Origin of the sequence: Methylotuvimicrobium buryatense (genome assembly GCF_005931095.1) — a bacterium.
In the GTDB taxonomy this organism is placed as follows: domain Bacteria; phylum Pseudomonadota; class Gammaproteobacteria; order Methylococcales; family Methylomonadaceae; genus Methylotuvimicrobium; species Methylotuvimicrobium buryatense.
On the sequence record NZ_CP035467.1, the window covers coordinates 404,957 to 430,013 of the forward strand.

A 25,057-nucleotide genomic window follows, 5' to 3' on the forward strand; every position below is an offset into this window, starting at 1 on the left:
CTTCGACCGAACAAACCTTCGCATTCGATATCCCGAAACAAGACCTCGTGCCGGCTTTGACCGAATACGCGCGGCAAACCGGCGTACAACTGCTGTACAGCGCGCAACTGGCCGAATCCTTGACCGCTAACGCCCTCAAAGGACGCTACACGCCGCAACAAGCGCTCGAACGCCTGCTCGAAGGCAGCGGAATAAGCTATCGCACCGTCGACGGTAATGTGATCACGCTGGAAATACCCAAAACCGGGAGCCTAAGCACCGAAACCTTGTTGGCGGCGGCCGGAGAATTCGAGCTGGTCAAGGCCGAGCCGGAAGAGAAGCCCTGGACCGGGCCGGTGGAGCAGTTGGATATGAAAGTGCTTGGCGGGGATCTAAATTTGACATCGCCATCAATTACAGAATCTCAAACTAAACTTAATCGCGTTCCCGGTGGGACAACGGTAATTGATGGGGCGCGAATAAATGAGGGCGCGGTATTGTCGGTGAACGACGTATTTACCAATGCGCCAGGTGTCTATGTCGGCGATTCCAGCGTCGGATCGGCAGGTGGATCGCGCATCTCCATTCGCGGTTCCGACGCCAATTCGATTATTTCCCCTATTCGCGGACTGAAAATACTCCGTAACGGCATGCCTTTTACCAGTGCAAATGGTGCTTCCGATACTCAAACGTTCAACTTGTATGCCATTGACCACGTCCAGGTGTACCGTGGAGCCAATGCGCTTGAATATGGTGGCAGCAATCTCGGAGGAGCAATCAATCTGATAACCCCCACCGGCTACACAGCCGAAGGCATGCGAGTCGGTATGAAATGGGGTACTTATGATTACGTCAATCCAACGTTTAGCGTTGGCAAAGTGTTCGACAACGGTTTCGATGTTTACGGATCGTTCTCCTATCTAAGCACCGACACCACCCGTGATAACAATAAACAGGAACAGTTCTATGGCCACGGTAATGTTGGTTACCGTTGGAACGAAAATCACGAAACTCGTTTGTATTTCGACATTCAAAAACACAATTTCACTGGGTTGGATCCCTTAACAAAACAGCAAGTTAAGGACAATCCACAACAAAACACTCAGAGTTTGTTTGGACCTAACTGGGCATTTCCAAATGACTTTCCGTTGTATCGGGTGGATTTGAAGCATTCAATACAGATGGACAATGGAGACTCCTTCGAAGTGGGCGCTTATTACGGGTATAAAAAATTTAACTTTCAATGGATTCGCGCCACCCCGGAAGATATTTGGCAAGACACAGGATTCAACTGGCGGCACGAAATCAATGGCGATCTATTAGGTCTGAAAAACCGGGTGGTATGGGGCGGTTTGATGCAGTGGATGTTCATCGATGATCTTGATTATGCGACCGTTAATAGGCGACGGGGACCGCTATTAGCGCAAGAGCGCGACGAATGGAAGAATATCGAAGTCTATTTGGAAGACCAACTCAGCTTAACCGACACATTTACACTGGTAGCTGGTATTCAGATAAACTATCGCAGTGTCAAATATGAACGCACATTTGGTTTCTCTCCCAGTGTTGCAACACCTTACAACAAAGCGCATAAGGATTTCTTTGCCCCTAATCCTAAACTTGGTTTTACTTGGCAAGCGACCAAAGAAGCTCAGGTCTTTGGCAACTTAAGTCGCAGTTCGGAACCGCCGCCGCTAGCAAATTTAGCCCATGTTTTTTTGAAGCCACCCCGTGATATTCAAACTGCGAGCACAGTAGAAATTGGTACCCGTGGGCAAACAGATTTCTTTAATTGGGATTTAGCATTTTATCACTCTTGGGTTAATAACGAGTATTTGATCGTTAGCAGTCCAACTGATCGTAGCGCCTTTACCGCGACAAATGCGGATAGCACTACTTTACACACGGGTATTGAGCTCGGATTGGAGTCTAACTTATCTTTAAACCTTGTTACAACCGGCGATGAACTGCGTCTTAGCGGCAACTATACCTGGAATAACTTTCGTTTTGATAACGATCAGAATCTAGGTGATAACCGAATACCCGGAATACCTGAGCATAACGCCAGATTAGAAGCGCTTTATAAACACCCCGGCGGTTTTTATATCGGACCGAATGCACAAATTGTCAGCTCTAATTGGGTGGATTTTTCCAACACCTTGTCTGCTAAGCCTTATGCATTACTTGGCGCTCGTGCCGGTTGGGATGACGGCAAACATTGGAATCTATTTATTGATGCGCGTAATTTGACCAACGAACATTATGCTTCTTCGGTTTGGGTAAGAGGTAATGCCGGTGGTGTTGATGTACCAGCGTTTAATCCGGGTGGTACCCGCTCAGTGATTGGCGGAGTTGAATATCGTTTTTAGCAGGAATTGCGGGTTGGGTAACGGCTACAGCCTAACCCAGCTTGCAGGGCTTTTAGACTGATTTGCAGAATCATTTTCACAACTTATGGAGCTTGAGGGGAGAAGAAGCCCCTAAATTCTCACAATGACTTCGACAAGAATACTTAGCGAAATCCGCTTGGCTCGGCTAAAGCGCCGTCGAAAACTCTGGTTAAGCATTCATCTTTGGCTCGGCTTGCTTTTCGGTACATTTATTGCCGTGATCGGCCTAACCGGCAGCATCCTGGCGTTTTATCCCGAAATTGACGAATGGCTGGCACCGGGATTATTGACGGTTAAACCACCGTTCGCGGATGCCACTTATAAACCATTGGTTGATATTATTGCCGCCAGTGTCCCTGAGATGCCTGGAGAAGCTAAACAAGCGCATATGCAATATCCGCAGAATGCCGAAGCCGCGTGCAGGATTCGTTATGCCGTTCCGATTGCCCATGGCGCCACCGAATTTTGGGAGGTATCGGTCGATCCGTACACTGCTGAGGTGATAGGTAAACGTTTACGTTGGTCTAGTCATCAACTCTTTCCAACAACGTTTATCGATTTTATTTTTATCCTGCATTATTCGCTGCTTCTGGGTGAATACGGTGAGCTGGCAGTCAGCGTCATTAGCGCATTGACGATTATTTCGGTATTGACCGGACTGATCGTCTGGTGGCCTTTAACCGGTAAATGGCGTCAAGCTTTGACCATTAAGCGCAAGGCCAGCGCCGAACGTTTAATTTTCGATCTACACAAAACCAGTGGAATTTATTCGGCTGCTGTACTGTTACCGGTATTGTTTTCCGGCATCTACATTACCGTGCCGAAATACGTGGTGCCGGTCGTCGAGTTGTTTTCGCCAGCGACTTATCGCTATTGGTTTCATTCCAATCCAAACATCAACTTAGCATCTTTGGGAATGGCAGATGCTGTAAAAATTGCTGAGCGCGAGTATCCAAGCGGGCGTTTGCAAGTCATTTACGGTGCGACGAAACCTGATTCAACCTTTACCGTTTGTAAGGACGGTGTTAAACAAGCCGGTAGTCTCTTGCGTCGTCGTTGCGTAGTCATAGACCGCTACAGCGGCGAAATTCTGGATATTGATGATCCGACTATTGGATCGGCTGGCGAGGTGCTAAGTCATTGGCAATGGCCGTTGCACTCCGGTCAAGCATTCGGAATGACTGGACGTATATTGGTATGCCTGTCGGGGTTGCTTTGTCCATTGTTGTTTGTAACGGGAGTTGTGCGCTGGAGGCATAAGTGCAGAGCAAGTCATAAAGCCACTCAAATGGCATTGAGAAACAAGATAGCCAGGTAGCCCGGATGGAGCATAGCGCAATCCGGGACGTTCGAAGCCGCGCCATTCCCGTATTCCGCTGCGCTGCATGCGGGCTACATGATACGTGCTTTAACGGCAATCAAAACCGCACCGCAATTGAGTAGCCGATTATCATGAAACGACTTATTGATGACCCAGCGCCCGGCGAACGGATGCCGAGCGCCGCCAAACGGAATGCCGACCGTTTGGCTCGGCTCAAGTCACGCCGCAAGCTTTGGCTGAGCGTACATCTTTATTTGGGCTTGTTCGCCGGCTTGATTCTGGCGGTGGTCGGGGTCACAGGCAGCATTCTGGTTTTTTATCAGGAATTGCAAGAAGTCGTGAACCCCGAGCTGTCGGTTGTTTCGGCGCCGCCGGAAGGGGCGGCGGCTTACCGGTCGCTGGATGACATCATCGCTGCAGCAGAGCGCAGTAAACCCGAAGGCAGCCGCCTTCATAAAGTCTATTACCCTCGAAACGTAGATGTAGCTTACAAATTGCTTTATTACATCAGAGCAGCCGAACAAGCCAACGACGGAGACGGATATTACCTATTCGTCGATCCGTATACGGTCCAGTTCAAAGGCCGGCAACTTTGGCATCCCAAGGAACGCTATTGGGGCCGGCCGCTGGTCAGTTTCATCATGCAATTGCATTGGTGTTTGCTGCTAGGCGAAACGGGCGGGATCATCGTCGGCATTTTAGGCATCGTATCGATTATTTTAGTCTTGACCGGCGTGATCGTCTGGTGGCCGTTGACCGGAAAATTCAAGCAAGCGCTTACCCTAAAACGCCATGCTGGCAGAACCAGACTGAATTACGATTTGCATAAAACCGTCGGGATTTATTCGACCGTCGTGTTGCTGCCGGTTTTGTTTTCCGGGGTTTATTTCAACCTGCCCGATGAAGTCGACACCTTAGTCGGCCAAGTCTCCGAGTTGGAACGGTCCGATCCTTGGACCGGCATTGCATCGGAAAAATACCGGTCCGATCCTTGGGCCGGCAATAAACCGATCAGTCCCGGCGAGGCCGAAGCGATCGTGCAGCGCTTTTATCCTTCCGGACGGCTTTGGGGCTTGAACGCGCCTCAGGGCGAGGCAGACGTATATAAAATCTCGAAGCGCGATGTCACTGAGCTAAACCGGTTCATCGGTTACCGTGATGTGGCGGTCGATCAATACACCGGCGCCATCGTCAAGGTCTACGACTCCGGCACCGGCAGCGCCGGCGATGTTTTTTTGGATTGGCAATGGCCGCTGCACAGCGGTCATGCTTTTGGCTGGCCGGGCCGCATTTTGGTGTTGCTTTCCGGCCTGGCTTGCTCGCTGTTGTTCGTCACCGGTGTCATCCGTTGGCTGCAAAAACGCCGGGCGAAGCGGACAAAACACGGAGGTTCAATAGCACCGTAGCCCGGATGGAACGTAGTGCAATCCGGGAAATTCGAGGCCGCGCCTTTCCCGTATTCCGCTGCGCTGCATACGGGCTACGAAGCTACGAAACGCCTTTCCGGCTACGGGGTCAAGTCTTGACCCCGTTGGCTTAGTCTGATCAATGGCAGTATGGATCCGGGCGCAGTTAGTGGCGTGAAGTGCGTTTAAAACAAATACCGCTTATAATCTGACCAGACTGGTTAGAATTAGAGGTTGATTATGCATAAATGGCAAATTCAGGAGGCGAAAGCGCGTCTTTCCACCGTATTACGCAGCGCCGAACAGGATGGGCCTCAGGACATCACCCATCACGGTCGTTCTGTTGCGGTACTGCTCTCACGCGCCGATTACGACCGACTGACGGGTAATCGGCAGTCGCTGGTTGAATTCATGCGTCGTTCGCCACTTTATGATCAGGACGATCTCATCATAGAACGCGATGCCAGTCTGACCCGTGAATTCGAACTATGAGTTATCTGGTCGATACCAACGTGTTATCGGAATTGCGTCGCCGTGAACCCAATCAGGGCGTCATCGAATGGTTCGAACAACGTCCAGCCGGCACGCTTTACCTCAGCGTACTAACCTTGGGAGAAATCCGTAAAGGTATCGATTTGCTGAACAATGACGATCGACAGCTCAAACTACTGGATTGGCTGGAAGTAGAACTGCCCCAGTTTTTTTCCGGTCGGATTTTGAGCGTGGATGCTGATGTAGCTGACCGCTGGGGACGATTGATTGCTCAAATAGGGCGTCCCATTCCAGCGATCGACAGCCTGATTGCGGCTACAGCGCTTAGGCATGGATTGAAGCTGGTTACCCGCAATGTTCGCGACTTCAGTTACCCTGAGCTCGATGTCATCAATCCCTGGCGAGATTGAGTTTTCGAACTATCCGATTTACCAGCCCCGTAGCCCGGATGGAGCATAGCGCAATCCGGGACGTTCGAAGCCGCGCCATTCCCGTATTCCGCTGCGCTGCATACGGGCTACGAAACTACGAAATTTATCTCGAATTTGCCTCGCCGATATATTAATGAAACTAAATTACTCCGCACGAACTATCAAAAAAAAGCCCACCTCGGCGTTGTAGATTGTGCCGAATGATCATTCATCGAAAAAAATTCAAAATAACGGTGAGGTTTTTTGGCGATTGAAACGTCTTAATAAGCGGAAGCAAAAAAAACCGGTCAATGTTATTTAACATCCTCCCGCAATTCGGATTTTGTTTCCTGTATGAGTGTTATGAAGACAATGGAAGCGACAACTCCAGGGACGGATTTTTATTCGATCGTAAAGCCTTATGTCGATCAGCTTGGGGCATGATTAGCAATGAGTGTTGGAATTAAACAACCCGGGTTCGACGCCCGAGTAAGGAATTCGCCATGATAGATCTAGACAAACAACAGTATTTTTCTTCGTCAATAACAGATCGAACGGCTACTGAGTCCGAACTAAAAAAATTCAGCGGCCAATTAATCGAATCGTTTCCGATGCCGCGCTATTTTCAAGTGCATTTCGAGCATGTTCACAGTAATGTCGAAACGATGCAAAAAGAAATCATTCAGCTTAGGCTGTATGCCGTTCAGTTGGAGGAAAAGCTCGATAAGGCGTTGGACTTATTGAATAGTCTAACGGCTTCCGAAATGTCGGCCGGTTGATCGGTCGCGGATTTCGGGTCTAAAAAATTCATTAAAGCGAATAACTGTAATTTTTCACACCCCCCAATCGTTCCCGCTCCGGCGTGGGAATGAAGACCGAGACGCTCTGGCGTCTCGTACCGCTGGCGCGGTACTCAGGCGTTCCCACGCAGAGCGTCGCTGCCATTAAGTTAAGCCGTCACAGAGATAAGTAATGCTTGCATTCAGGCTCTAATGTGCCTCAAAAGCGTGCCATCCATGGCACTGGATTCCGCCAGTCCATGGCGGAATGACGGGCTTACCTTAACTTAATGGCAGTGACGCAGAGCGTGGGAACGAAAATTGCCGGGGGACTGAATAGTTACAATAAAATAAAATTTCAGAGGATAAACGTAATGATATGTAATCGGTCCCGCCTCCGCGCGCTGAGTATCGGGTTGTTATTGCCGGCTTTGATGCCGGCAGCGGTAACGGGCGCGCAACTGGACAGCGCGGTACAAGTTCAACAGGAGCGGCTGGAAAGCGCCCGTCGTTCGCAGGTTACCGTGGAAAAACTGGACGACCAACAGCAAAAGATGCTCGCCGAGTACCGCGAAGCGATTCGGGAGCTCGAAAACTTGAAAAGTTATCATACGCAATTGGCCAAGATCGTCGATAGCCAAGACCGGGAAATCGCCGAGCTGGACCGGCAAATGGACGAGATCGACGAAACCCAGCGCAATATCATTCCGCTAATGCAGCGCATGCAAGCGGTGCTGCGCAAATTCGTCGAATTGGATGCGCCGTTTCTCGAGCAGGAACGCACATTGCGAGTCGAGGAGCTGGAGCATTTGTTGGACCGTTCCGACGTCGGTCTGGCCGAGAAATTTCATCGTTTGATCGATGCCTATTTGGTCGAAACCGATTACGGGCGCACGATCGAAGCCTACAGCGGCGAACTGCCGAAGGGCGGCGGCAATCGTACCGTCGAGTTTCTGCGCTTCGGCCGCGTCGGTCTGTATTATTTGACATTGGACGGCAACGAATGCGGCTATTGGGACAAGGAAAACAAAGAATGGCGAATTCTGCCGAGCGAATACCGCACTCCGATCGGACAATCCTTGCGTGTCGCGAAAAAACAGGCGGCACCCGAATTGCTCAAATTGCCGGTATCGGCACCGGAGACGGCACGATGAAATCGACGATTCGAAACCTGAATTCCATCAGACAAGCGCTATGGGTATTATGCCTGTGCTTTGCCGCTGTACCGGCCGTCATGGCCGATAGTCCGAAAACGCTGGATGAATTGATCAAGCAAGTGCGCTCCGATAGCGTCCTGGAAAGCCGGGAATTAGCCGAACGCGAGCGCGAATTTCGCAATGCGCGCGACCGGCAGGCGGCTTTGTTGCAGTCGGTCAAGACTAAATTGGCGGCCGAACGGCAGCGGGGCGCGGAACTTAAAAACCGTTACGAAACCAACGAGCCGGCAATCAAGGACAAGACCGAACGCTTGCACGAGCGCATGGGCGCATTGGGCGAATTGTTCGGCATTGTCCGGCAAACGTCGAAAGACATGCTGAGCCTGTTCAGCGCGTCGATCATATCCGCGCAATTACCCGACCGCAAAGAGACCGCGAAATTGCTGGCCGAGCGGAAAAGCAATCCGAACATCCAGGAGTTGGAGAAATTCTGGCATTTGTTGCTGGATGAAATGGTGCAAGCCGGCAAAGTCGCTCGTTTCGTAGCACCGGTGATCACCGCCGACGGTCAGGAAAGCCGGCGCGAAGTGGTGCGTATCGGTGCGTTCAATGCGGTTTCCGACGGCTTATATCTGCGTTATCTACCGGAAACCGGACGTTTGGTCGAACTGGGCCGTCAACCTCAAGCGCGTTTCTTAACTCTGGCGAAAACCTTGGAAGAGAGCAAAGACGGCATTAGCCCTGTCGCGTTGGATCCGTCGCGCGGCGCGATCTTGTCGTTGATGGTGCAAAAGCCGGATTGGTCGGAACATATCGAACAGGGCGGCGTGATCGGTTATTTGATTATCGGATTGGGACTCATCGGTTTGTTGCTGGCCGCCGAGCGTACGTTTTCGCTGACGCGTCTGCACCGGAAGATGCAAGAACAGAGGAGCGATTCCGAAGCCGAAATCGATACGGCGATCCGTCGTTTGCGCGAAGTCGCTCAGGAACATCCGAAACTGGATGCCGACGCGTTGGGGCTCAAATTGGATCAGGCGATACTCGGCGAACGCCCGAAAATCAAACGCTTTCTCCCAACCATCGCGATCTTCGCATCGGTGGCGCCGTTGTTGGGTCTGCTGGGTACCGTCACCGGCATGATCGAGACCTTTCAAGCCATTACGCTATTCGGCACCGGCGATCCGAAATTGATGTCGGGCGGTATATCCGGCGCGTTGGTGACGACGGAAATGGGCTTGGTTGTCGCGATTCCCTTGTTATTGCTGCATAGTTGGTTGAACGGTAATACCCGAAAACTGATCTATTTGTTGGACGAGGAAAGCGCGGCGTTGGTGGCGAGCCGTGGAGGACAAGTTCGTGTTGTCACCGGCTGAAACGATCGACATCGCCCGTGCCTTCATGGACAAAGGCGGTCCCGCGCTATGGGCGATTTTCGTCGTATCACTGGCGATGTGGGCGATGATTCTGGAACGCTATTGGTATCTGTACTGCGCTTATCCTCGGCAATTGGCAGCGATCAAACGCGAATGGCAGCACTACAAGCGCCGGCCCGCCAAGGTAGCCAAACGCCTGCGCGGCCGTCTTTTGGAGCAGTTGAGCCTGTCCGCCGACGCCAGTCTCGGAGGCATACGCAGTGCGTCGAAGGTGTTGCCGTTGCTCGGCTTGCTGGGTACCGTATTCGGCATGATCGACACCTTCGACGTGATCGCGGTGTTCGGCAACGGCAATGCGCGCGGCTTGGCCGGCGGTATTTCCGAAGCCTTATTGACGACGATGGCGGGACTGGTTACCGCGTTGTCCGGCCTGTATTTCAGCAGCGACCTGCACGAACGCATCCGAACCTTGTTGGACCTCGCTGCGGACGAGTTGGAATAGCATCGTAGCCCGGATGGAGCGCAGCGCAATCCGGGAAGGCCGAAGCCGCGAAGTCCCGTATTCCGCTACGCTGCATACGGGCTACGCAAACAAAATAACGAAGCAACATTATTTCTATGAAAATACACAGCGAAGACGAAGAATTCAACGGCAACGGCATTGATCTGACCCCATTGATCGACATGGTTTTTATCTTATTGATCTTTTTTATCGTGACCTCGTCGTTCGTCAAGGAGTCCGGCATGGAGGTCAACCGGCCCTCGGCGAAAACGGCTGAGCGTCAGGAAAAAGGCAATATCATTATTTCAGTGACTAAGGCCGGTGAAATCTGGATAGACCGGCGCAAAGTCGACGTCAATGCGCTACGCGCAAACGTCGAACGCCTGCATGCCGAAAATCCGGAAGGCTCTGTCGTCATAGCCGCCGACCGTGACGCACGCACCGAACTATTGGTACAGGCGCTGGATCAATCGCGTTTGGCAGGCGTATCCAACGTCTCGATCGCGGCGTTTTCCGAATGATCGCGAAACGTCATACCGTCATCGGATTGGGTGCCGTCTTTATTAATGTGCTGCTGTTTGCCGTCATGGAGCGCATGGCAACGCAACAACCGGTTTTATTGAAAATGCCGACCGAAACTTTGGTGATCGATTTCGTCAGACTCAAACGCGAACCGACGGTGCCGCAATTGAAAGAGCGAGTGAAGCCCAAGCAACCGAAAAACGAACCGCTGACAGTGCCGGAGCTCTCGGTGCCGAGCCCCAAACCGGTCAAAGTCAATCCGGTGGCGATGAATGTGCCGAAAATGGATCTGGCGTTGAACATCGCCGGTCAACCGTTCAAAGGCGAAATGGGCGGCGGCGGACTCGGTTCGATTCAGGAAGCGATGCCGTTGATTCGAACCGCGCCGCTGTATCCGCCCAGCGCGTTGGCCAAACGCATCGAAGGCAAAGTGAAAATCCTGTTCACGGTCACCGAGGAGGGCACGGTCGTCGATCCGCAAGTCATCGTTTCCGAGCCGAAAGGCGTTTTCGACAGCACCGCGTTACGCGCGATTCGTCACTGGAAATTCCAGAAAAAGAAAGTGGACGGTCAGGCCGTCCGCTGGCAAAGCGTTCAGACGATCTATTTCAACCTGGAAAGATAATCATGCACTGGAACAGAACACGCATCGGGAATGTCAATCGGCGATTAATCACTGGCGTGCTACTTGCACTATTGAGTTTGCAGGGTAGGGCGGAGACCGAAACGGACGAGTCCAAAAAATATGCCGTTTCGCCCGAAACCTATAAGGTGCTGAATCAGTCCCGCGAATTGAGCGATCAATCGCGCTTCAGCAAAGCCTTATCGCTGTTGCAAGCGCAATTGCCGAAAGTGGCCGACAACCACTACGAACGCGCCTTGATCCATCAGCATCTGGCCTATACCCATCTCGAACGGCACGACTATCTTCAGGCCGTCATCGCCCTTGAAGAAACGTTACGCGGCGCCGATACGCTGCCGCCGGATACGGTCCACAATTTACGCTACAACCTGGCGCAGGCCGCGGTACAGGCCGAACGTTTCGAACAAGCGATCAAACAGTTGGATCTTTGGTTCGCCAGCGAGCCGCGCCCGTCGGCCGAAGCCTGGTACTTGCGGGCTTTGACACATCATAAAATCAAACGATTCGATCGTTCGGCGGATTATCTGAAAAAGGCCTTGGCCATATCGGAAAGGCAAGATTGGCAAATCTTATTGCTGAGTATCGTCCTGGAACAGAATAAATACCGGGAAGCGGTGCCGTTGTTGAACAAATTGATCGCGCAAGCGCCGAACGAACAAAGTTGGTGGCTGAACTTGACCGACGTGCATTTGATGTTGAAGGATTACGGAAAAGCGCTGTCGGTATTGGAGTTGGCGCATCGGAAATTCGACTTGCCGAAAGACCAGATCGTCCGGCTTGCGCAGTTGTATATGCATAAAAACACGCCTTATCTTGCGGCAAAATTACTGACCCGCGAGATGGAGCGCGGACGCATCGAGCGCAACGCGGCCAATATGGAATTACTAGCCAATAGTTGGGCGATGGCGCGTGAACACGACAAGGAATTCACGATACTGAAACAGTTGGCGGCAATGCGCAACGACGGCAATCTGTATCTGCGCTGCGCCCACATTTTATTGAGTCGGGAAAAATGGAACGAATCGGCCGGGATGCTGAATAAAGCCCTGGCGACCAATAATCTGAAAAACCGACAGCAAGCGCAATTGATGCTCGGCATCGTCTACTACAACAGCGGCCGCATGGACTACGCCGAGAGCGCCTTCACGCGCGCCTGCAAGCACCATCAGACCAAAGGCCAGGCGCAGCGCTGGCTGATGCAAATCAAAAGTCAGCAAAAAGTGGATTCATAGAATATACCCATCGCACTTGAAATTTCGGCATTGACGCTTGGAGGCGCCGGGGTGTTCGGCAAAGGCTTTGACAGCAGGGATGCTGTCACAGAGCCTACAGGGACGGATTCACGGCGTCCTTTGACCAGCAAAGGGTATAAAATGCCCGGCAAATAGATGTAGCCCCTATGCAGAGCAGCGGAATACGGGAAGGGCGTGGCCTCGATTATCCCGGATTACACTTCGTAGCATTCAAGCTACAAAGCTAGGGAACGAGCATGAAATAATGTTGACGACTGTTGTGGATCGATTGACAGGTGCCGGCGGCAGGGCAGATTTTTGCTTCTCAGCAATTGCTCTTGCATTGCTCTACTACACTCCATCCATGGCAATCAGATTCCGCCGTCAAGCCTACATGGACGTATTAATCCAGCACCAGAATTTCATAGCCCATTGGCTATGGTTAACTATCTTGGATAATTTAGGTGCTAGACCTTTGACGGGGCAACCTGGCCCGAAAGTTGACTAGCAAAGGGTATAAAAACTTCAGAAATCAGATAGCCCCAATTTTTCAAACAAAACCGGCGGTGACTCGTAACACATTTCTCCTGTGGCGATCTCGACCGCGACTTGATAGGTATAACCGCGCGTCAAGCGCGCGCCGGTTTGTTTATCGAGAATCAGGTAATTGATTTTCATGCGGTTTTCCCACTCGGTCAATTCGGCATGCACGATGATTTTTTGGCGGAATTTCGCAGGCTTCGCATAGCGGACGCGCACATCGACGACCGGCCAGGCATAGCCGGATTCGCGCATTTGCATGTAACCGTAGCCAATCTTGTCGAGCAGAGCGCAGCGGGCGATTTCGAAATATTTCAGATAATGGCCGTGCCAGACGATTTCCATCAGATCGACATCGAAAAACGGCACTTCGATTTCGACTTCGCAGGAGACGATGGCCTTAGGAACGAGCATGAAATAACTTCGACAATTGTTGGAAGGGGGTTCGGTGGCTCGATTGACAGGTGTCGGCGGCAGGGATAGCCGCCGTCAAGCCTACATGGACGTATTCACGGCGTCCTGTCAAGCGAGTCACCGAATCGCTGCAAAGCCGACTACTGGTAGCAGTTATTTTGTGCATCTTTCTTAGTCATATAGATTCCAATGCCGGTCGCGGATCAGTTGCAAGCAGAGGCGCAATTCCCGCTCCAATGCCCGGTCGGCGTCGAGAAAGCCGATCTTGGCCCTCACCTGTTGCAGCGTATGCTTGAGGCCTGCGCTCAAACCCGACCGTCCCCCACGCAATTCGACGCCCTGCACGACCGCGATCAAAACGGCCGCCGCGACCTGCTCGGTCAATTCGATGATGCGCACGCAGTCTCTCGCGGCAATCGTGCCCATGCTGACTTTGTCTTGATTGTGGCATTCGGTCGAACGCGAAAACACGCTGGCCGGCATCGTCAATTTAAGCGCTTCGGCGGTCCAGGCCGACACGGCGATTTGTAAGGCTTTGAAACCGTGATTCAGCATCGCCTCGTCGCCTCTCGCGCCGGATAAATTGGCCGGCAAGCCGTGATTGAACTTGGTGTCCATCAATTGCGCCATCTGCCGGTCCATCAGATCGGCCAGATTCGCGACCGCCGTTTTCAGGCTGTCCATCGCGAACGCGATATGGCCGCCGTAAAAATGTCCGCCGTGCAATACATGCTCGCCTTCGGCGTCGATAATCGGATTGTCGTTAGCGCTGTTCAATTCGTTTTCGATGAATTGCCGCAGCCACGGCAGCGCGTCTTCGAGCACGCCGATCACATGAGGCGCGCAGCGCAGCGAATAGCGGTCCTGCAGGCGCGTATCGTTGCGCGGCGTCTGTTCGGTGACATGTAGGTCGTCTCGGATGCGCGCGGCGACCCGGATTTGCCCTGTATGCGGCTTGACCGAAAACAGTTTTTCGTCGAAATGATAGGCATTGCCGTTCAGCGCGACCGAAGCCAGCGCGGTGATGCGCGTACACAATTGCGACAGATAAGCCGCGCGTTGATAGGCCAGACAGGCTACTGCCGTCATCGCCGCGGTACCGTTCATGATCGCAAGGCCTTCCTTCGGTTTCAGCGTCAACGGAGCGATGCCCAATGTCGCCAGCACTTTCGCGGCGTCCTGCTTCTCGCCGCGATAGAGCACTTCGCGCTCGCCGGCTAGCACCGCCGCGAGATAAGACAGCGGAGTCAAATCGCCGCTGGCGCCGACCGAGCCTTCCTGCGGAATCAACGGCAGCACATCATGTTTCAGTAATTCGGCAATTTGTTGCAGCAAGCGGTAACGAACGCCGGAAAAGCCGCGCGCCAAACTGTTCAGGCGCACTGCCATAATCGCGCGGGTTTGTTGTTCGTCGAAATGCGCGCCGAGACCGCAGCCGTGGAAAGTATAAAGATGGCGTGACAAGTCGCCGGTTTTGTCCAGCGGGATCGACACGGTGCAGGAGTCGCCGTAACCGGTCGTGACGCCGTAGACAAAGCCTTCTTCCCGCAGCAAGGTTTCGATGAATTCAGCGCCCTTGTCGATCCGCGCAACAAAGGCCGGCGCATCGCTCAATTCGAGTCGATGCGAGCGGTTCGCAAGCGCGGCAATGTCTTCGATCGTCAAGTCTTGTCCGTCGACGATTACCCTTGATTTAGTCATTTCCATCTTGCCAAAAATCGTAAAAATTGAACCATTGCAGCGGCTCCAGCTGACAATAGTGCTGCAAGCGGTCGGCATAGCTCTGAGCATAGTGCTGAACACGCTCGTCGCGCTGTTTTCTGGGTAGGTTCAATCCGTCGCTGAAATGATCGAAATAAATAATTTGTTTGTCGAGTCGTTTTAAGCAAAACAAGGTATAGACCGGACATTTCAGCAGCGACGCCAAAATATACGGTCCTTGCGGAAACAGCGCCGTTGCGCCGAGAAAGCGCGCCTTGGCGACACGCCCTTGGCCTGTGACCGGAATTCTGTCGGCTGCGATCACGACCAGTTCGCCGGCTTCGATTTTGTCTTGCAGCAGCATTGCCGTCGCGGCGTTCATTTCGGTGACTTGAACTAGATTCATGCGCCCGGATTCGGCATAACGGTTTAGCAGTGCATTGAATTTTTCGGCATGCTTGGTGTGCACCAAAACATTGACCGTTAAGTTTTTGCGCAGCTTCGCGATGACCCGGCACACTTCCATGTTGCCCAGGTGAGAGCCCAGGATCAAAACACCTTGCCCGTGTTCGAGATGGCTGACGATAGCGTCTCGGCCATGGTATTCGACATCGTTCAACGAGATCGCGCCGCTCCAGGCCGCCAGTTTATCGATGATCGCATTCGCGAAAGCGATGAAATGCAGATAACTGCCGTAGCGCTCGGTTCGGATCGTTCCCGCAGGCCAAAACGCCGACACGCGCCGCAAATAATCGATGCTGGCAGCGCGTGCCTTGCCGTTGATTAGCCAGTAATAACTGACTACCGGATATAAAAACACTTGCAATACCCTGCGTCCGAACAACAGATAGACCTTGAGCAGCAATTGCATGCCCCAGATGACGCCGCGTTCTTCCATGTTGGCCCAATGTTTCATCGCCAATGCCTCATCAGCAAGCGCGGCAAGCGCACTAACATGCCGAAAAACAAATGCGCATGTTTTCTCGAAATCAACAGGTTATCGCGCAACATGTCGAAATGCGATATGCCGTCCAGCGGGTAACGCACTTCGGTTTCGACATTGACCACATCGACGCCTTGCCAATAAAGGCGCACGGCGATTTCGATGTCGAAGTCCATGCGCAGGCCCATTCGGGTCGATTTCAGCAAGGGATCGACCGCTACGAGCGGATAGCAGCGAAAACCGCACATGCCGTCGGCGATCGAAAACGACAGCGTATTGATCCAAATCCACAGGTTCGTGAATTGACGCCCGTACAAGCGCCCCTTGGGCACGGTGTCATCGAAACGAGGCTTGCCGAGAATCAGCCGGTTTGGGTGTCGTTCGGTCGCCTTAAGCAGGCGATCGATGTCCTCGAGCCGGTGCTGTCCGTCGGCATCGACCTGCAGCGCATGGCTGAAGCCATCGGCTATCGCTAGGCGCAAACCGTCGATGACCGCCGCGCCTTTGCCGCCGTTTTCTGCGCGTTCGTATAACACGACCCAATCCTGTTCACGTTCGGCCAATCGCTTCAACACCGAACTGCAGGACGGCGCGCTGCCATCGTTGATCAAATAGCAAGGCAGGCCGTAGGGTTTCAATTGTTCGACGACCGTGCCGACCGCGTCTTCGTGATTGTAAACCGGGATAATGACGCAAGCCTTCATGGGCGTGCTCCGTACAACATTCGTCCGGAACTGTGCGATTCGCTGACCGAACTCAGATCGAAATAGAGCTTGCCGGCCTCGTCTCGCCATTCCAGCGCCATCTTGATTAAGGCATCCGGTAGAATGATTTTTTTAAATTTGACCGCTTCCATCGTCAGAAAAGGCTGTTCGATCGAAAAAAACAATTTGCCGTAATGTTCGGCCCAAGCCAATTGCGTCACGCCCGGCAGAATCGGCATGCCCGGAAAATGGCCGTTGAAATAGACCAGTTCGGGTTGAATGCGAAACTCCAGTTCGGCGCTGTTGATCGCGATCCGGCAGTATAGCAATTGCGGATATTTGGCCGAGTCCAACGCGAACAATTGCCGAAGTAAGGCATGATCGAGTTTACCCTGTCGGGTCATCGGCAAGCTGTCGAAGAACAGCCATTTGCGCGGTAACACCACCGATTCGAAAGCCCGTTGCAATTGGCGCCGTAATGACTTGAATATGGCCGCGCGGCCTTGGTAGCGTAAAGCCGCCAAGCCGCTTTCAGTCAGCACGATAGCGGCTGCCACACGGTCCCGCCGGTTGCTGAGCAGCAAACAATGCGACTGTTCGACCCAATCGGATTGACTCAAGGCGTTTTCCAATGCATCCAACGATAAGCGTTTTTCCTCCACCTTGACGATGCGGTCGAGCCGGCCCAACAAGCTAAAGCGTCCGTCGTTGTGCAGCTCAATCCGGTCATCCATCGGGTAGGCGCTAGCGTCGGGCAAGTACGGTGATGTCAGCAAACAGCGGCCATCCTCGCTCCGACTGAGTCCGATACCGGCAAAGGGCGTCCATCGCGTATCTTGAGCGGAGCGGCGCCACGCAATGCCGCCGGTTTCGGAGCTGCCGTAGACTTCGATGACCCTCTGCCCGCAAAGCCGCTCGATTTGCGCTGCGGCATCGGGCGGAAGCGGCCCGCCCGAACTAAAAATGGCGCTGAACTTGGCTATTTGAGCCCAATCGGTCAGTTCATCGAGTCTTTTCAATTGCGCGGGGCTTGCGACCCAATAGGCGGGCTGGCCGGCCAAGGCTTTCAACATCGGCTCTGGACTCAAAAATAGCTGGCTGTGAAAACAGCGCCCCGACGCCAGCGGCCATAACAATCTGAACAACAATCCGTAAATATGCTGATGACTGACGGTCGCGGCCGCCGCCGACACTCCCAACAATAGGCCCCACTGGGCTTCCAGGGCATCGACCTCGCGTTGCAATTGCGGCAAGGTCTTGACGATGGCCTTAGGTCTGCCGTTCGAGCCGGAAGTAAAAAGAGTCACAGACGTATCGGCCGGGTTTAGCGCATGCAATTCGATATTTACTTCGGCAGGGCTGGCCAATATCGATTCGCGCCCATGCCAGGCGCCGATCAATGCGCAGCCCTGCCCGGCCAGTTCATCGGCGGTCGCGGGACAGTTATTGCCGGGAATGACGACCTTTTTGCCGGCATGCCACAAGGCAAACAGCAGTACCGCGAACGGATAGCAGTCTTCATGATACAGGGCATAGCAAGGCTGTGCCTGATGCTGTAATGCCGAGGCCACGGCCGCGACATCGGCGCAGAAGCGTTGCCGGTCCAACATTTGCCCGGTATGCACGGCAACAGTCCGTTCGGGGTGCGCGGGTAATGCGCAGCGGCTCAGCGGAATCGGTTCAGCGCACATGATCCTGCGTCCTGATTCGCACCCAATATTCGATCACCATCAATAAACCCATCAATGCATAAGCCAGCAGGCCATTATACAGGCTCCAGCAGGCAAAACTGCACCAGAGCGCGGTCGCGGCGGCGATCAGGCCGTTCAGCAAAAAAAACACGCACCAGACTTGGGTGACTCGTCTGGTGTAAAGCACGCCTTGCGGCGGCAAATCGGGATGCTGAAGACGCGCCAGCCGTTCGATCACCGGCGGCGGAAAATACAGGCTCGACGCAAACACCAGTAGCAAGCCCAGATTCATCAAAGCAGGATAAAAACGCAGCGTGATTTCGTTGTTATTCCAGACGGCCAGGCCGCAAAACAGCAGCGCGGCGATGATCAAGCCTTGATTGGCCGCTCCGGTAGTTCGTCCGCAAACCAAGCGCACGAGCAACAGCGAGGCCAAGGCCATGGCAATTTGCCAGGGCTGCACCGATCGAATGCCGAAATAAACGGCCAGCGGATATAACAGCGTCAAGACAGCGATGACGCCGTTAAGCCATTTGCGCATCAGGTATTGATGAGTTTATCGACGGCTTCGACGACATCGCCTACGGTGCGTGCGTTCTTGAAATCTTCCGGCTTCACCGCCTTCCCGGTCAGTTCCTTCAGTTTGACGATCATGTCGACCGCATCGATGCTGTCGAAATCGAGGTCTTCATAAAGACGGGCTTCCGGCGTCACGTCGTCCGCGTCTATCTCGAACATCTCCTGCATGATGTCCCTGATCATTTGCAGAATGTCATCGCGATCGTTCATGCTGCCCTCTGCTCGGAATCAATGAATTCAGCCAGCGCGGCAACTGAGGCGAAAATATTTACCACGTCGTCTTTTTCCGAATCGATCCGGATATTGTATTTCTTTCGGATCGCGAGTCCCAGTTCCAAAGCGTCGATCGAGTCCAGCCCTAAGCCTTCGTTAAACAGGGCTTCGTGACTATCGATATCGTCAACGCCGATATCCTCCAAATCGAGCGACTCGATAATCAATTTTTTTAATTCATTTTCCAAACTGCTCATACATTTCTCTAAAAATTATATCAATAGCGGTCGCCGCCGAAATTCAGGCTTCGCTTAGTCGGGACGTTTTTCCCAACTCCAATTCCGGCGCGGCATGCAGAAGGTCAGCCGAGTCTGCGGCTCGGTCAAAAAGCGAATAAAGGCCGGCAATTGTACCGGTTGTTCGCCGTCATTTCCGGTTGATGCTGAAGAAGACACTGTCAGCGCTTGTCCCGCGCCGCTTTTTGCAATCATCAATGCCAGCGCGCAACTCGTATCCGAAGACAAGCGATAAGGGGAAGAAGGATAAAAGGCTGGCAACGGCTCATCGTAAAACACCAGCAACACCCGTTCCGCGCCTTCCTGAAGCAAACCTAATCCTTCAATAAATGCCGGCGCCATGCCTTCCTCTCCGGGGGCGAGTACGGTGCATTGAAGTTTGTTTTTCCAGGCCATCGAAAATAAACCGGCAATGGCATTGTGAACCGACAGGCTAAACCCGGTCGGCGAAATTTCCTCGCCGGCTTCGAGCATTTCCATCATCGACAAGGATTTAGTCAATTCTCCGTGAGCGGAACTGAATACTGCAGGCACCATAACGTCTTCGTCAAGACATTGAGCAACGGCACAGAATACGGTCTTGGCCAGCGGTGTCAAGCGCCTTTTCAGCATCGGCGGAACGTTGGCAAGCCATTGGGCGGGGTTGGCCGGTTGGAGAGGCAAAGGCGGCCAAACCGACCATTTGGATAAGATGAAATCCGATTGCATTCGAGCTCTCTTTAGATTCACTCGATATTCTGAATTTGTTCGCGCATTTGTTCGATTAACACTTTCAAGTCTATCGCAATGCCGGTCATTTCCTTATCGGCGGACTTAGAGCCTAAGGTATTGGCTTCGCGGTTCATTTCTTGCATTAAAAAATCCAGTCTGCGGCCGACAGGCTCTTGGTCTTTTAGGGTTCGTAACACCTCGTTGACATGAGTTTCGAGACGGTCTAATTCTTCTTCGACATCCAGTTTTTGGGTCAAAAATACTAATTCCTGTTCCAGTCGGTCGAAATCGGGTTCGATAACTAAATCGTGAATTCGTAGTTTCAGTTTTTCCCGCAGATGACTCAATACTTCAGGCATTCTGTTGCGTGCTGCAATGACTAATTCGTGCATCTTTCGGCAACGTTCATCAATGATACTTGCCAATTGCTCGCCTTCCCTGTTTCTGACCTCGAGCATTTGATCGAGAGTTCGGTCGACTAAATCAAAAATACCTTGGCTGAGTGCGGCGTTATCGGTGCCGATTTCTTGTTGAATGCCGGGATAAGCTAAAATGTCGAGAGCCGAAAAAGTTCGGTGCTCGGGCATTAGAGATTCGATAGCGCGGGCTGCGTTTAAAAGTGCTTCAGCCGCCTGTAGGTCGACGTTAAAGTTTTGCGAAAGCTTTTTATAATTTAATGCGCATTCTACTTTGCCGCGTTTGATTTTTGCGGCAATCGCGCTACGTATCGGCGCTTCGGCAAAACGTAGACGCTCGGGTAGCTTGACAGTGATGTCGCAATAGCGATGATTAACCGAACGCAGTTCGCAAAGAACGGTTAAATTTTCGATGACTGCCTCATCTCCGGCAAATGCCGTCATACTTCTGATCATTTTTCACCTATAATTGCCGTGTTTTTACACGAATTAACCCAATGACGCGACTCAGTGGCTGAATACTACGATCCGGATAACTATCCTAAGCAATGGAATTATCTCCAATCCGGCACCATTATAGACGACTATATGATCGAGCGGGAATTGGCGCGCGGCGGCTTTAGTTCCGTTTACTTGGCCCGCCGGCGATTGGATCAGGTTCAATTCGCGATCAAGGAGTATCTGCCTAGAAAACTAGCTCATAGAACCTGGAATAATCAAGTCGTGGCTAACAGCGAGGAAACCAAAGCTTTGTTTAAGCGAGGTAGGGCGCTATTTTTCGAAGAAGCGATGGTATTGGCGAAGTTAAAACACCCGAATATTGTTGAAGTCATCAATTTTTTTCAAGAAAATTCGACAGTGTATATGGTGATGACTTACGACTACGGGCTTACCTTGGAAAAAATCCTGCAAAAAAGATTGCTGGATATTAGCGAGGAGTTTTTAGTGCAAGTTTTCGTTGCACTCTTAGATGGCGTTGGGTTTATTCATCAGCATAATCTCGTGCATTTGGATATTAAGCCGGCCAATATTTTAATTCGGCCCGGAAACGATCCTGTATTACTGGATTTCGGCGCGATTCAAACTTTTCCTAATCCGGCTCGGCACAAACAAAGCAAGGTATTGACTAACGGGTTTTCTCCAGTCGAGCAATATTTAAGCAATAAACCGCTCGGGCCTTGGACCGATCTGTATGCGATCGGCGCGAGCATGCGGGCTTGCCTCGACTATAAGTCGCCGCCTCAAGCAACTGAGCGCGCTCAGAATGACTCGCTGACTCCTGCCGTGAAGGCGCACAAAAAAAAATATTCCAAAAAACTGTTGGCGGCTATCGATTGGGCGATGGCGGTTAAGCCGTCCGATCGTCCGCAATCGGTGGCCGATTATCTAAAAGAGCTGACCGCGAGTTGAATGCTCAAAAGCCCTCTTTAAAGTGGATGCTTTCGGTTATACTGTTTCGCTATTTAAATCATGAGTAACACTATGAGACCAAGCGGACGCAACCCTGAGCAATTGAGAGAGATTAAGTTTACCTGTGGATACACCAAGCATGCGGAAGGTTCCGTGCTGGTAGAGTTTGGCGACACGCGTGTATTATGCACGGCCAGTGTCGAGACTAACGTGCCGCGATTTCTCAAGGGTAAGGGCGAAGGCTGGATTACCGCCGAATACGGCATGTTGCCCCGATCCACGCACGACCGAATGGGGCGCGAAGCGAGTCGCGGCAAACAAGGCGGACGTACTCAGGAAATTCAACGTTTGATCGGGCGCTCGCTGAGAGCCGCGGTCGATATGAAGGCGCTGGGTGAAAACACCATCACGATCGACTGCGATGTGCTGCAAGCCGATGGCGGAACGCGAACGGCATCGATCACCGGCGGCTTTGTTGCCTTGTCGTTGGCGGTACAAAAAATGCTCGCTAAAAAACAAATCAAGAAAAACCCGCTGCACGGTCAAGTCGCATCGGTTTCAGTCGGGATTTTCAAAGGCGTGCCGGTTTTGGACTTGGATTATGCCGAAGACAGCAATGCCGAAACCGACATGAATGTCGTCATGAATGACGCTTCGGCATTCATTGAAGTGCAAGGTACTGCAGAAGGTCACGCGTTTCGTAAGGACGAGCTCGATGCGATGCTGAGCCTGGCCGAGCATGGCATCAAACAATTGCTGGAAAAACAAGCCAAAGCCCTGGAAAACTTTTAAATGTTATCGAATCCATCCCAACCGATCGTTCTGGCCAGCGGTAATCCCGGTAAGATCCGGGAAATTCAGGCGATTTTGGCCGGCCATCCGATTGTGCCGCAGTCGCAATTTCAAATCGCGGAAGCCGATGAAACCGGCAAGACCTTCGTCGAAAACGCGCTCTTGAAAGCTCGTAATGCGGCATTCCATTCGGGATTGCCTGCAATCGCCGACGATTCCGGGTTGGCGGTGGATTATTTGCACGGCGCTCCGGGAGTGATCTCGGCGCGTTATGCGGGTTCGGATGCCAACGATCAAGATAATGTCGATAAGTTGTTGAAGGAATTGGCCGGCGTGCCGTTTGAACAGCGAACCGCGCGCTTCATCTGCGTGATCGTGTTCATCGAGCATGCCGAAGATCCCTGTCCCGTCATCGCGCAAGGGATTTGGGAAGGCCGTATCTTGGATGAGCCGGTCGGAGACAACGGTTTCGGTTACGATCCTGTATTTTGGGTACCCGAGTACGAATGCGCTTCGGCGCAGTTAGCGTCTGAAGTCAAAAATGCGATCAGTCATCGAGGCAAGGCGCTAAGCATTTTGGCATCGGCTCTTTAAAGTCGGCTTCCCACTTAAGGCGGGACAAAAGCACTAAGAATTATACCCATCGTAGATCAAAATTCGGCACCGGGGTGCCCGTCAAAGGACGCCGTGAATACGTCCATGTAGGCTCTATGCCAGCATCCATGCTGGCAAAGCCTTTGCCGAGCACCCCGGCGCCTCCTTAAGCATCGCCGAAATTTGAAGTGCGAAAGGTATAACCGTTCGCCCTGAGCGCAGCCGAAGGGCTCGCCACGAACGGATTGACCTTAAACTGTTCCGCGTTAAGTGAGTAGCCTTAAAGTCGAGCGCTATCCGCCCGGATCGACGACGGCAACCTGCGCGAATCCTCCGCCGGGTGTACGGAAGTTAGTCGTTTGGCCTTGATACAATCTTGCGCTGACTAACTGCACTTGACCGTTGTAAACATAATTACGCAAATCCAATTTAAAACCCATCACCGTGTCGTCGACTTCCAAGTGCCTTTCGCTTGGCGCTACCCATTGTTGCGCGACATAATCGCCTTGTAGGATTTCTCCGAATACTCGCCGAGTGAGTTTATCGCCGCGATAAGCAGCCTTACTGCCGTAACCTTTGGCCGGTTTGAAAAATAAACGTTTTCGGTCGGACCAAAGTTTTTCCGCGTCTTGTTCTCGCACAACGACGGTTTGCGCAATTCCGGACAGCAAAATCTCGCGAGTGGCAGCATCCACGCCGATTTCTTCTAAAGCCGCTGTGTCGGTTAACACGGCCAAATTGCGTTTATCGGCATATAATGCGTGATTTCTGGGATAAGGCGTCACGACTACGGCATTGTCTAAATAGGCATTGCGCAAAGCTTGCGAGGCAATTTCTTCCAAACTGAAATCGGTCAGACGGTTATAAACGAGGTCGATGTGAAGCTCTCGACATAACAGCTTGCCGTTGCTGAAGGTCAACTCCGACGGATCGCAAATGACCGCTTCGATACCGTGCCGCTCGAAGAGTTTTTCGAATAGTAAAAACTCCGGATACATATATTGCTCGGCCGGTTGCTCATCGACGATGGCAACCGTTTTTAATGTCTGCTCGCCCCGCTCCTGCCGCCATTCTTCGAGGAACATATCGATGAAAACTTGTTCAAGCGATTGTTGTATTTCAACCCCGGGCAATTGACCCGGACGCCTGTCGCCTGCCTGATCGCAACAAGCGATTTGGGCGCGTGCCAGGATCGCATTGACCAGGGCGCCGCCGGCATTCGTATTGATTTCGATTAATTGCGGCCCGCTGGGCCCAATATGAAAATCGTAACCCAAAAAAACGCCTCGGGCTTTCGGCGTAAAAAGGGCGGTTTCAGGCGCATAAGCCAATACCCGCTGTTGATAAGCCGGTAAATCGATCACTTTTTCCAATGCCGCGATAATCTCCCATTGCCGCCGTAAGCAGGGCTCATCGACAAACACGGCCGATTCCGCGAATAAATGTGGCCGCTCCTCGGTGAGCATGCGGAATAGATTGAGGTCGTTAAGAGCCAGCAATTCATCCCGCAAAGCATGACGGTCGAGCGACACGCAGCGGCATTCGCTATTTAGTAATTCGACTTTTTTGGCGCATGCCGGATCGTTACAAGAAGTCATGAGTGCGTTTTGAGACAAATGCAGGGAGAGTAGAAAAGGAGATTATACTCATCGTAAATCAAAAATCGGCACCGGGGTGCCCGTCAAAGGACGCCCTGAATACGTCCATGTAGGATCTATGCCAGATCCATGCTGGCATAGCCTTTGCTTGCGCCATGGATGGCGTGAATGTCGATTTTGCAGGAGCAAAAATCGACCTAGCACCCCGGCGCCTCTTTAGGCACTGCCGAAATTTGAAGTTCTAAA

Annotated in this window: 26 protein-coding genes; 15 read left to right on the forward strand and 11 right to left on the reverse strand. The window is 52.4% G+C overall.

Annotation, left to right across the window (positions count from 1 at the left end; translation table 11 throughout):
* The first annotated feature begins 47 nt into the window (after positions 1-47).
* The 12 genes from EQU24_RS01915 (at position 48) to EQU24_RS01970 (ending at position 12,209) form a co-directional block, all read left to right on the forward strand.
* Complete coding sequence (locus EQU24_RS01915) at positions 48-2,348, forward strand: TonB-dependent receptor domain-containing protein (protein WP_425272082.1); 2,301 nt, start codon at positions 48-50, stop codon at positions 2,346-2,348.
* A gap of 124 nt (positions 2,349-2,472) precedes the next feature.
* Positions 2,473-3,687, forward strand: a complete 1,215-nt coding sequence (locus EQU24_RS01920; protein ID WP_017841125.1) for a PepSY-associated TM helix domain-containing protein — start codon at positions 2,473-2,475, stop codon at positions 3,685-3,687.
* A gap of 134 nt (positions 3,688-3,821) precedes the next feature.
* Entirely contained in the window at positions 3,822-5,096 is a 1,275-nt protein-coding gene (locus EQU24_RS01925) for a PepSY-associated TM helix domain-containing protein (protein ID WP_017841124.1), read from the forward strand.
* 240 nt (positions 5,097-5,336) lie between these two features.
* Entirely contained in the window at positions 5,337-5,588 is a 252-nt protein-coding gene (locus EQU24_RS01930) for a type II toxin-antitoxin system Phd/YefM family antitoxin (protein WP_017841123.1), read from the forward strand.
* Positions 5,585-5,998, forward strand: coding sequence for a type II toxin-antitoxin system VapC family toxin (locus EQU24_RS01935; protein WP_017841122.1), 414 nt, complete (start codon positions 5,585-5,587; stop codon positions 5,996-5,998). Before EQU24_RS01930 ends, EQU24_RS01935 begins: the two co-directional genes overlap by 4 nt.
* Positions 5,999-6,501: 503 nt before the next feature.
* On the forward strand, positions 6,502-6,777 hold the full coding sequence (locus tag EQU24_RS01940; protein WP_017841120.1) for a hypothetical protein: 276 nt from the start codon (positions 6,502-6,504) through the stop codon (positions 6,775-6,777).
* A 374-nt stretch (positions 6,778-7,151) separates the two neighbouring features.
* A complete protein-coding gene (locus tag EQU24_RS01945; RefSeq protein ID WP_017841119.1) occupies positions 7,152-7,931 on the forward strand; it encodes a DUF3450 domain-containing protein in 780 nt (259 codons plus the stop codon).
* Positions 7,928-9,310 carry a MotA/TolQ/ExbB proton channel family protein gene (locus tag EQU24_RS01950; protein ID WP_017841118.1) on the forward strand — a complete coding sequence of 461 codons (1,383 nt, stop codon included), beginning with the start codon at positions 7,928-7,930 and terminating at the stop codon, positions 9,308-9,310. The genes EQU24_RS01945 and EQU24_RS01950 overlap by 4 nt, the downstream gene beginning before the upstream one ends.
* Positions 9,294-9,812, forward strand: a complete 519-nt coding sequence (locus tag EQU24_RS01955; RefSeq protein ID WP_017841117.1) for a MotA/TolQ/ExbB proton channel family protein — start codon at positions 9,294-9,296, stop codon at positions 9,810-9,812. The genes EQU24_RS01950 and EQU24_RS01955 overlap by 17 nt, the downstream gene beginning before the upstream one ends.
* Before the next feature lie 116 nt (positions 9,813-9,928).
* Positions 9,929-10,333, forward strand: coding sequence for an ExbD/TolR family protein (locus EQU24_RS01960; RefSeq protein ID WP_017841116.1), 405 nt, complete (start codon positions 9,929-9,931; stop codon positions 10,331-10,333).
* Positions 10,330-10,959, forward strand: coding sequence for an energy transducer TonB (locus EQU24_RS01965; RefSeq protein ID WP_017841115.1), 630 nt, complete (start codon positions 10,330-10,332; stop codon positions 10,957-10,959). Before EQU24_RS01960 ends, EQU24_RS01965 begins: the two co-directional genes overlap by 4 nt.
* A gap of 2 nt (positions 10,960-10,961) precedes the next feature.
* The gene (locus EQU24_RS01970) at positions 10,962-12,209 is read left to right on the forward strand and encodes a tetratricopeptide repeat protein (RefSeq protein WP_017841114.1); all 1,248 of its coding nucleotides are present in this window, start codon (positions 10,962-10,964) and stop codon (positions 12,207-12,209) included.
* A 525-nt stretch (positions 12,210-12,734) separates the two neighbouring features.
* Here EQU24_RS01970 and EQU24_RS01975 read toward each other — a convergent pair.
* The 10 genes from EQU24_RS01975 to EQU24_RS02020 all read right to left on the reverse strand — a co-directional run bounded on the left by EQU24_RS01975 (position 12,735) and on the right by EQU24_RS02020 (position 20,873).
* Positions 12,735-13,163 carry an acyl-CoA thioesterase gene (locus EQU24_RS01975; protein WP_017841112.1) on the reverse strand — a complete coding sequence of 143 codons (429 nt, stop codon included), beginning with the start codon at positions 13,161-13,163 and terminating at the stop codon, positions 12,735-12,737.
* 171 nt (positions 13,164-13,334) lie between these two features.
* Positions 13,335-14,864 carry an HAL/PAL/TAL family ammonia-lyase gene (locus EQU24_RS01980; RefSeq protein ID WP_017841111.1) on the reverse strand — a complete coding sequence of 510 codons (1,530 nt, stop codon included), beginning with the start codon at positions 14,862-14,864 and terminating at the stop codon, positions 13,335-13,337.
* Positions 14,857-15,780 carry an LpxL/LpxP family acyltransferase gene (locus tag EQU24_RS01985; protein WP_017841110.1) on the reverse strand — a complete coding sequence of 308 codons (924 nt, stop codon included), beginning with the start codon at positions 15,778-15,780 and terminating at the stop codon, positions 14,857-14,859. The genes EQU24_RS01980 and EQU24_RS01985 overlap by 8 nt, the downstream gene beginning before the upstream one ends.
* Positions 15,777-16,511: a glycosyltransferase family 2 protein gene (locus EQU24_RS01990; RefSeq protein ID WP_017841109.1), complete on the reverse strand. Its 735-nt coding sequence runs from the start codon at positions 16,509-16,511 to the stop codon at positions 15,777-15,779. Before EQU24_RS01990 ends, EQU24_RS01985 begins: the two co-directional genes overlap by 4 nt.
* On the reverse strand, positions 16,508-18,202 hold the full coding sequence (locus tag EQU24_RS01995; protein WP_017841108.1) for an ApeI family dehydratase: 1,695 nt from the start codon (positions 18,200-18,202) through the stop codon (positions 16,508-16,510). Before EQU24_RS01995 ends, EQU24_RS01990 begins: the two co-directional genes overlap by 4 nt.
* Positions 18,192-18,743, reverse strand: coding sequence for a COG4648 family protein (locus tag EQU24_RS02000; protein ID WP_017841107.1), 552 nt, complete (start codon positions 18,741-18,743; stop codon positions 18,192-18,194). The genes EQU24_RS01995 and EQU24_RS02000 overlap by 11 nt, the downstream gene beginning before the upstream one ends.
* A complete protein-coding gene (locus EQU24_RS02005) occupies positions 18,743-18,991 on the reverse strand; it encodes an acyl carrier protein (protein ID WP_017841106.1) in 249 nt (82 codons plus the stop codon). The genes EQU24_RS02000 and EQU24_RS02005 overlap by 1 nt, the downstream gene beginning before the upstream one ends.
* Entirely contained in the window at positions 18,988-19,251 is a 264-nt protein-coding gene (locus EQU24_RS02010; protein ID WP_017841105.1) for a phosphopantetheine-binding protein, read from the reverse strand. The genes EQU24_RS02005 and EQU24_RS02010 overlap by 4 nt, the downstream gene beginning before the upstream one ends.
* A 54-nt stretch (positions 19,252-19,305) precedes the next feature.
* On the reverse strand, positions 19,306-19,998 hold the full coding sequence (locus EQU24_RS02015; protein ID WP_017841104.1) for a beta-ketoacyl synthase chain length factor: 693 nt from the start codon (positions 19,996-19,998) through the stop codon (positions 19,306-19,308).
* A gap of 17 nt (positions 19,999-20,015) precedes the next feature.
* A complete protein-coding gene (locus EQU24_RS02020) occupies positions 20,016-20,873 on the reverse strand; it encodes a YicC/YloC family endoribonuclease (protein ID WP_017841103.1) in 858 nt (285 codons plus the stop codon).
* Positions 20,874-20,927: 54 nt separating this feature from the next.
* Here EQU24_RS02020 and EQU24_RS02025 point away from each other — a divergent pair, with 54 nt between their 5' ends.
* The 3 genes from EQU24_RS02025 (at position 20,928) to rdgB (ending at position 23,213) form a co-directional block, all read left to right on the forward strand.
* Positions 20,928-21,827: a serine/threonine protein kinase gene (locus EQU24_RS02025; RefSeq protein ID WP_017841102.1), complete on the forward strand. Its 900-nt coding sequence runs from the start codon at positions 20,928-20,930 to the stop codon at positions 21,825-21,827.
* 72 nt (positions 21,828-21,899) lie between these two features.
* Positions 21,900-22,619: a ribonuclease PH gene (gene rph, locus EQU24_RS02030; RefSeq protein WP_026130216.1), complete on the forward strand. Its 720-nt coding sequence runs from the start codon at positions 21,900-21,902 to the stop codon at positions 22,617-22,619.
* Positions 22,620-23,213, forward strand: a complete 594-nt coding sequence (gene rdgB, locus EQU24_RS02035; protein WP_017841100.1) for an RdgB/HAM1 family non-canonical purine NTP pyrophosphatase — start codon at positions 22,620-22,622, stop codon at positions 23,211-23,213.
* A gap of 293 nt (positions 23,214-23,506) precedes the next feature.
* On the opposite strand, the gene EQU24_RS02040 is transcribed toward rdgB, so the two are convergent.
* On the reverse strand, positions 23,507-24,811 hold the full coding sequence (locus EQU24_RS02040; RefSeq protein ID WP_017841099.1) for a hypothetical protein: 1,305 nt from the start codon (positions 24,809-24,811) through the stop codon (positions 23,507-23,509).
* Positions 24,812-25,057: the final 246 nt, after the last annotated feature.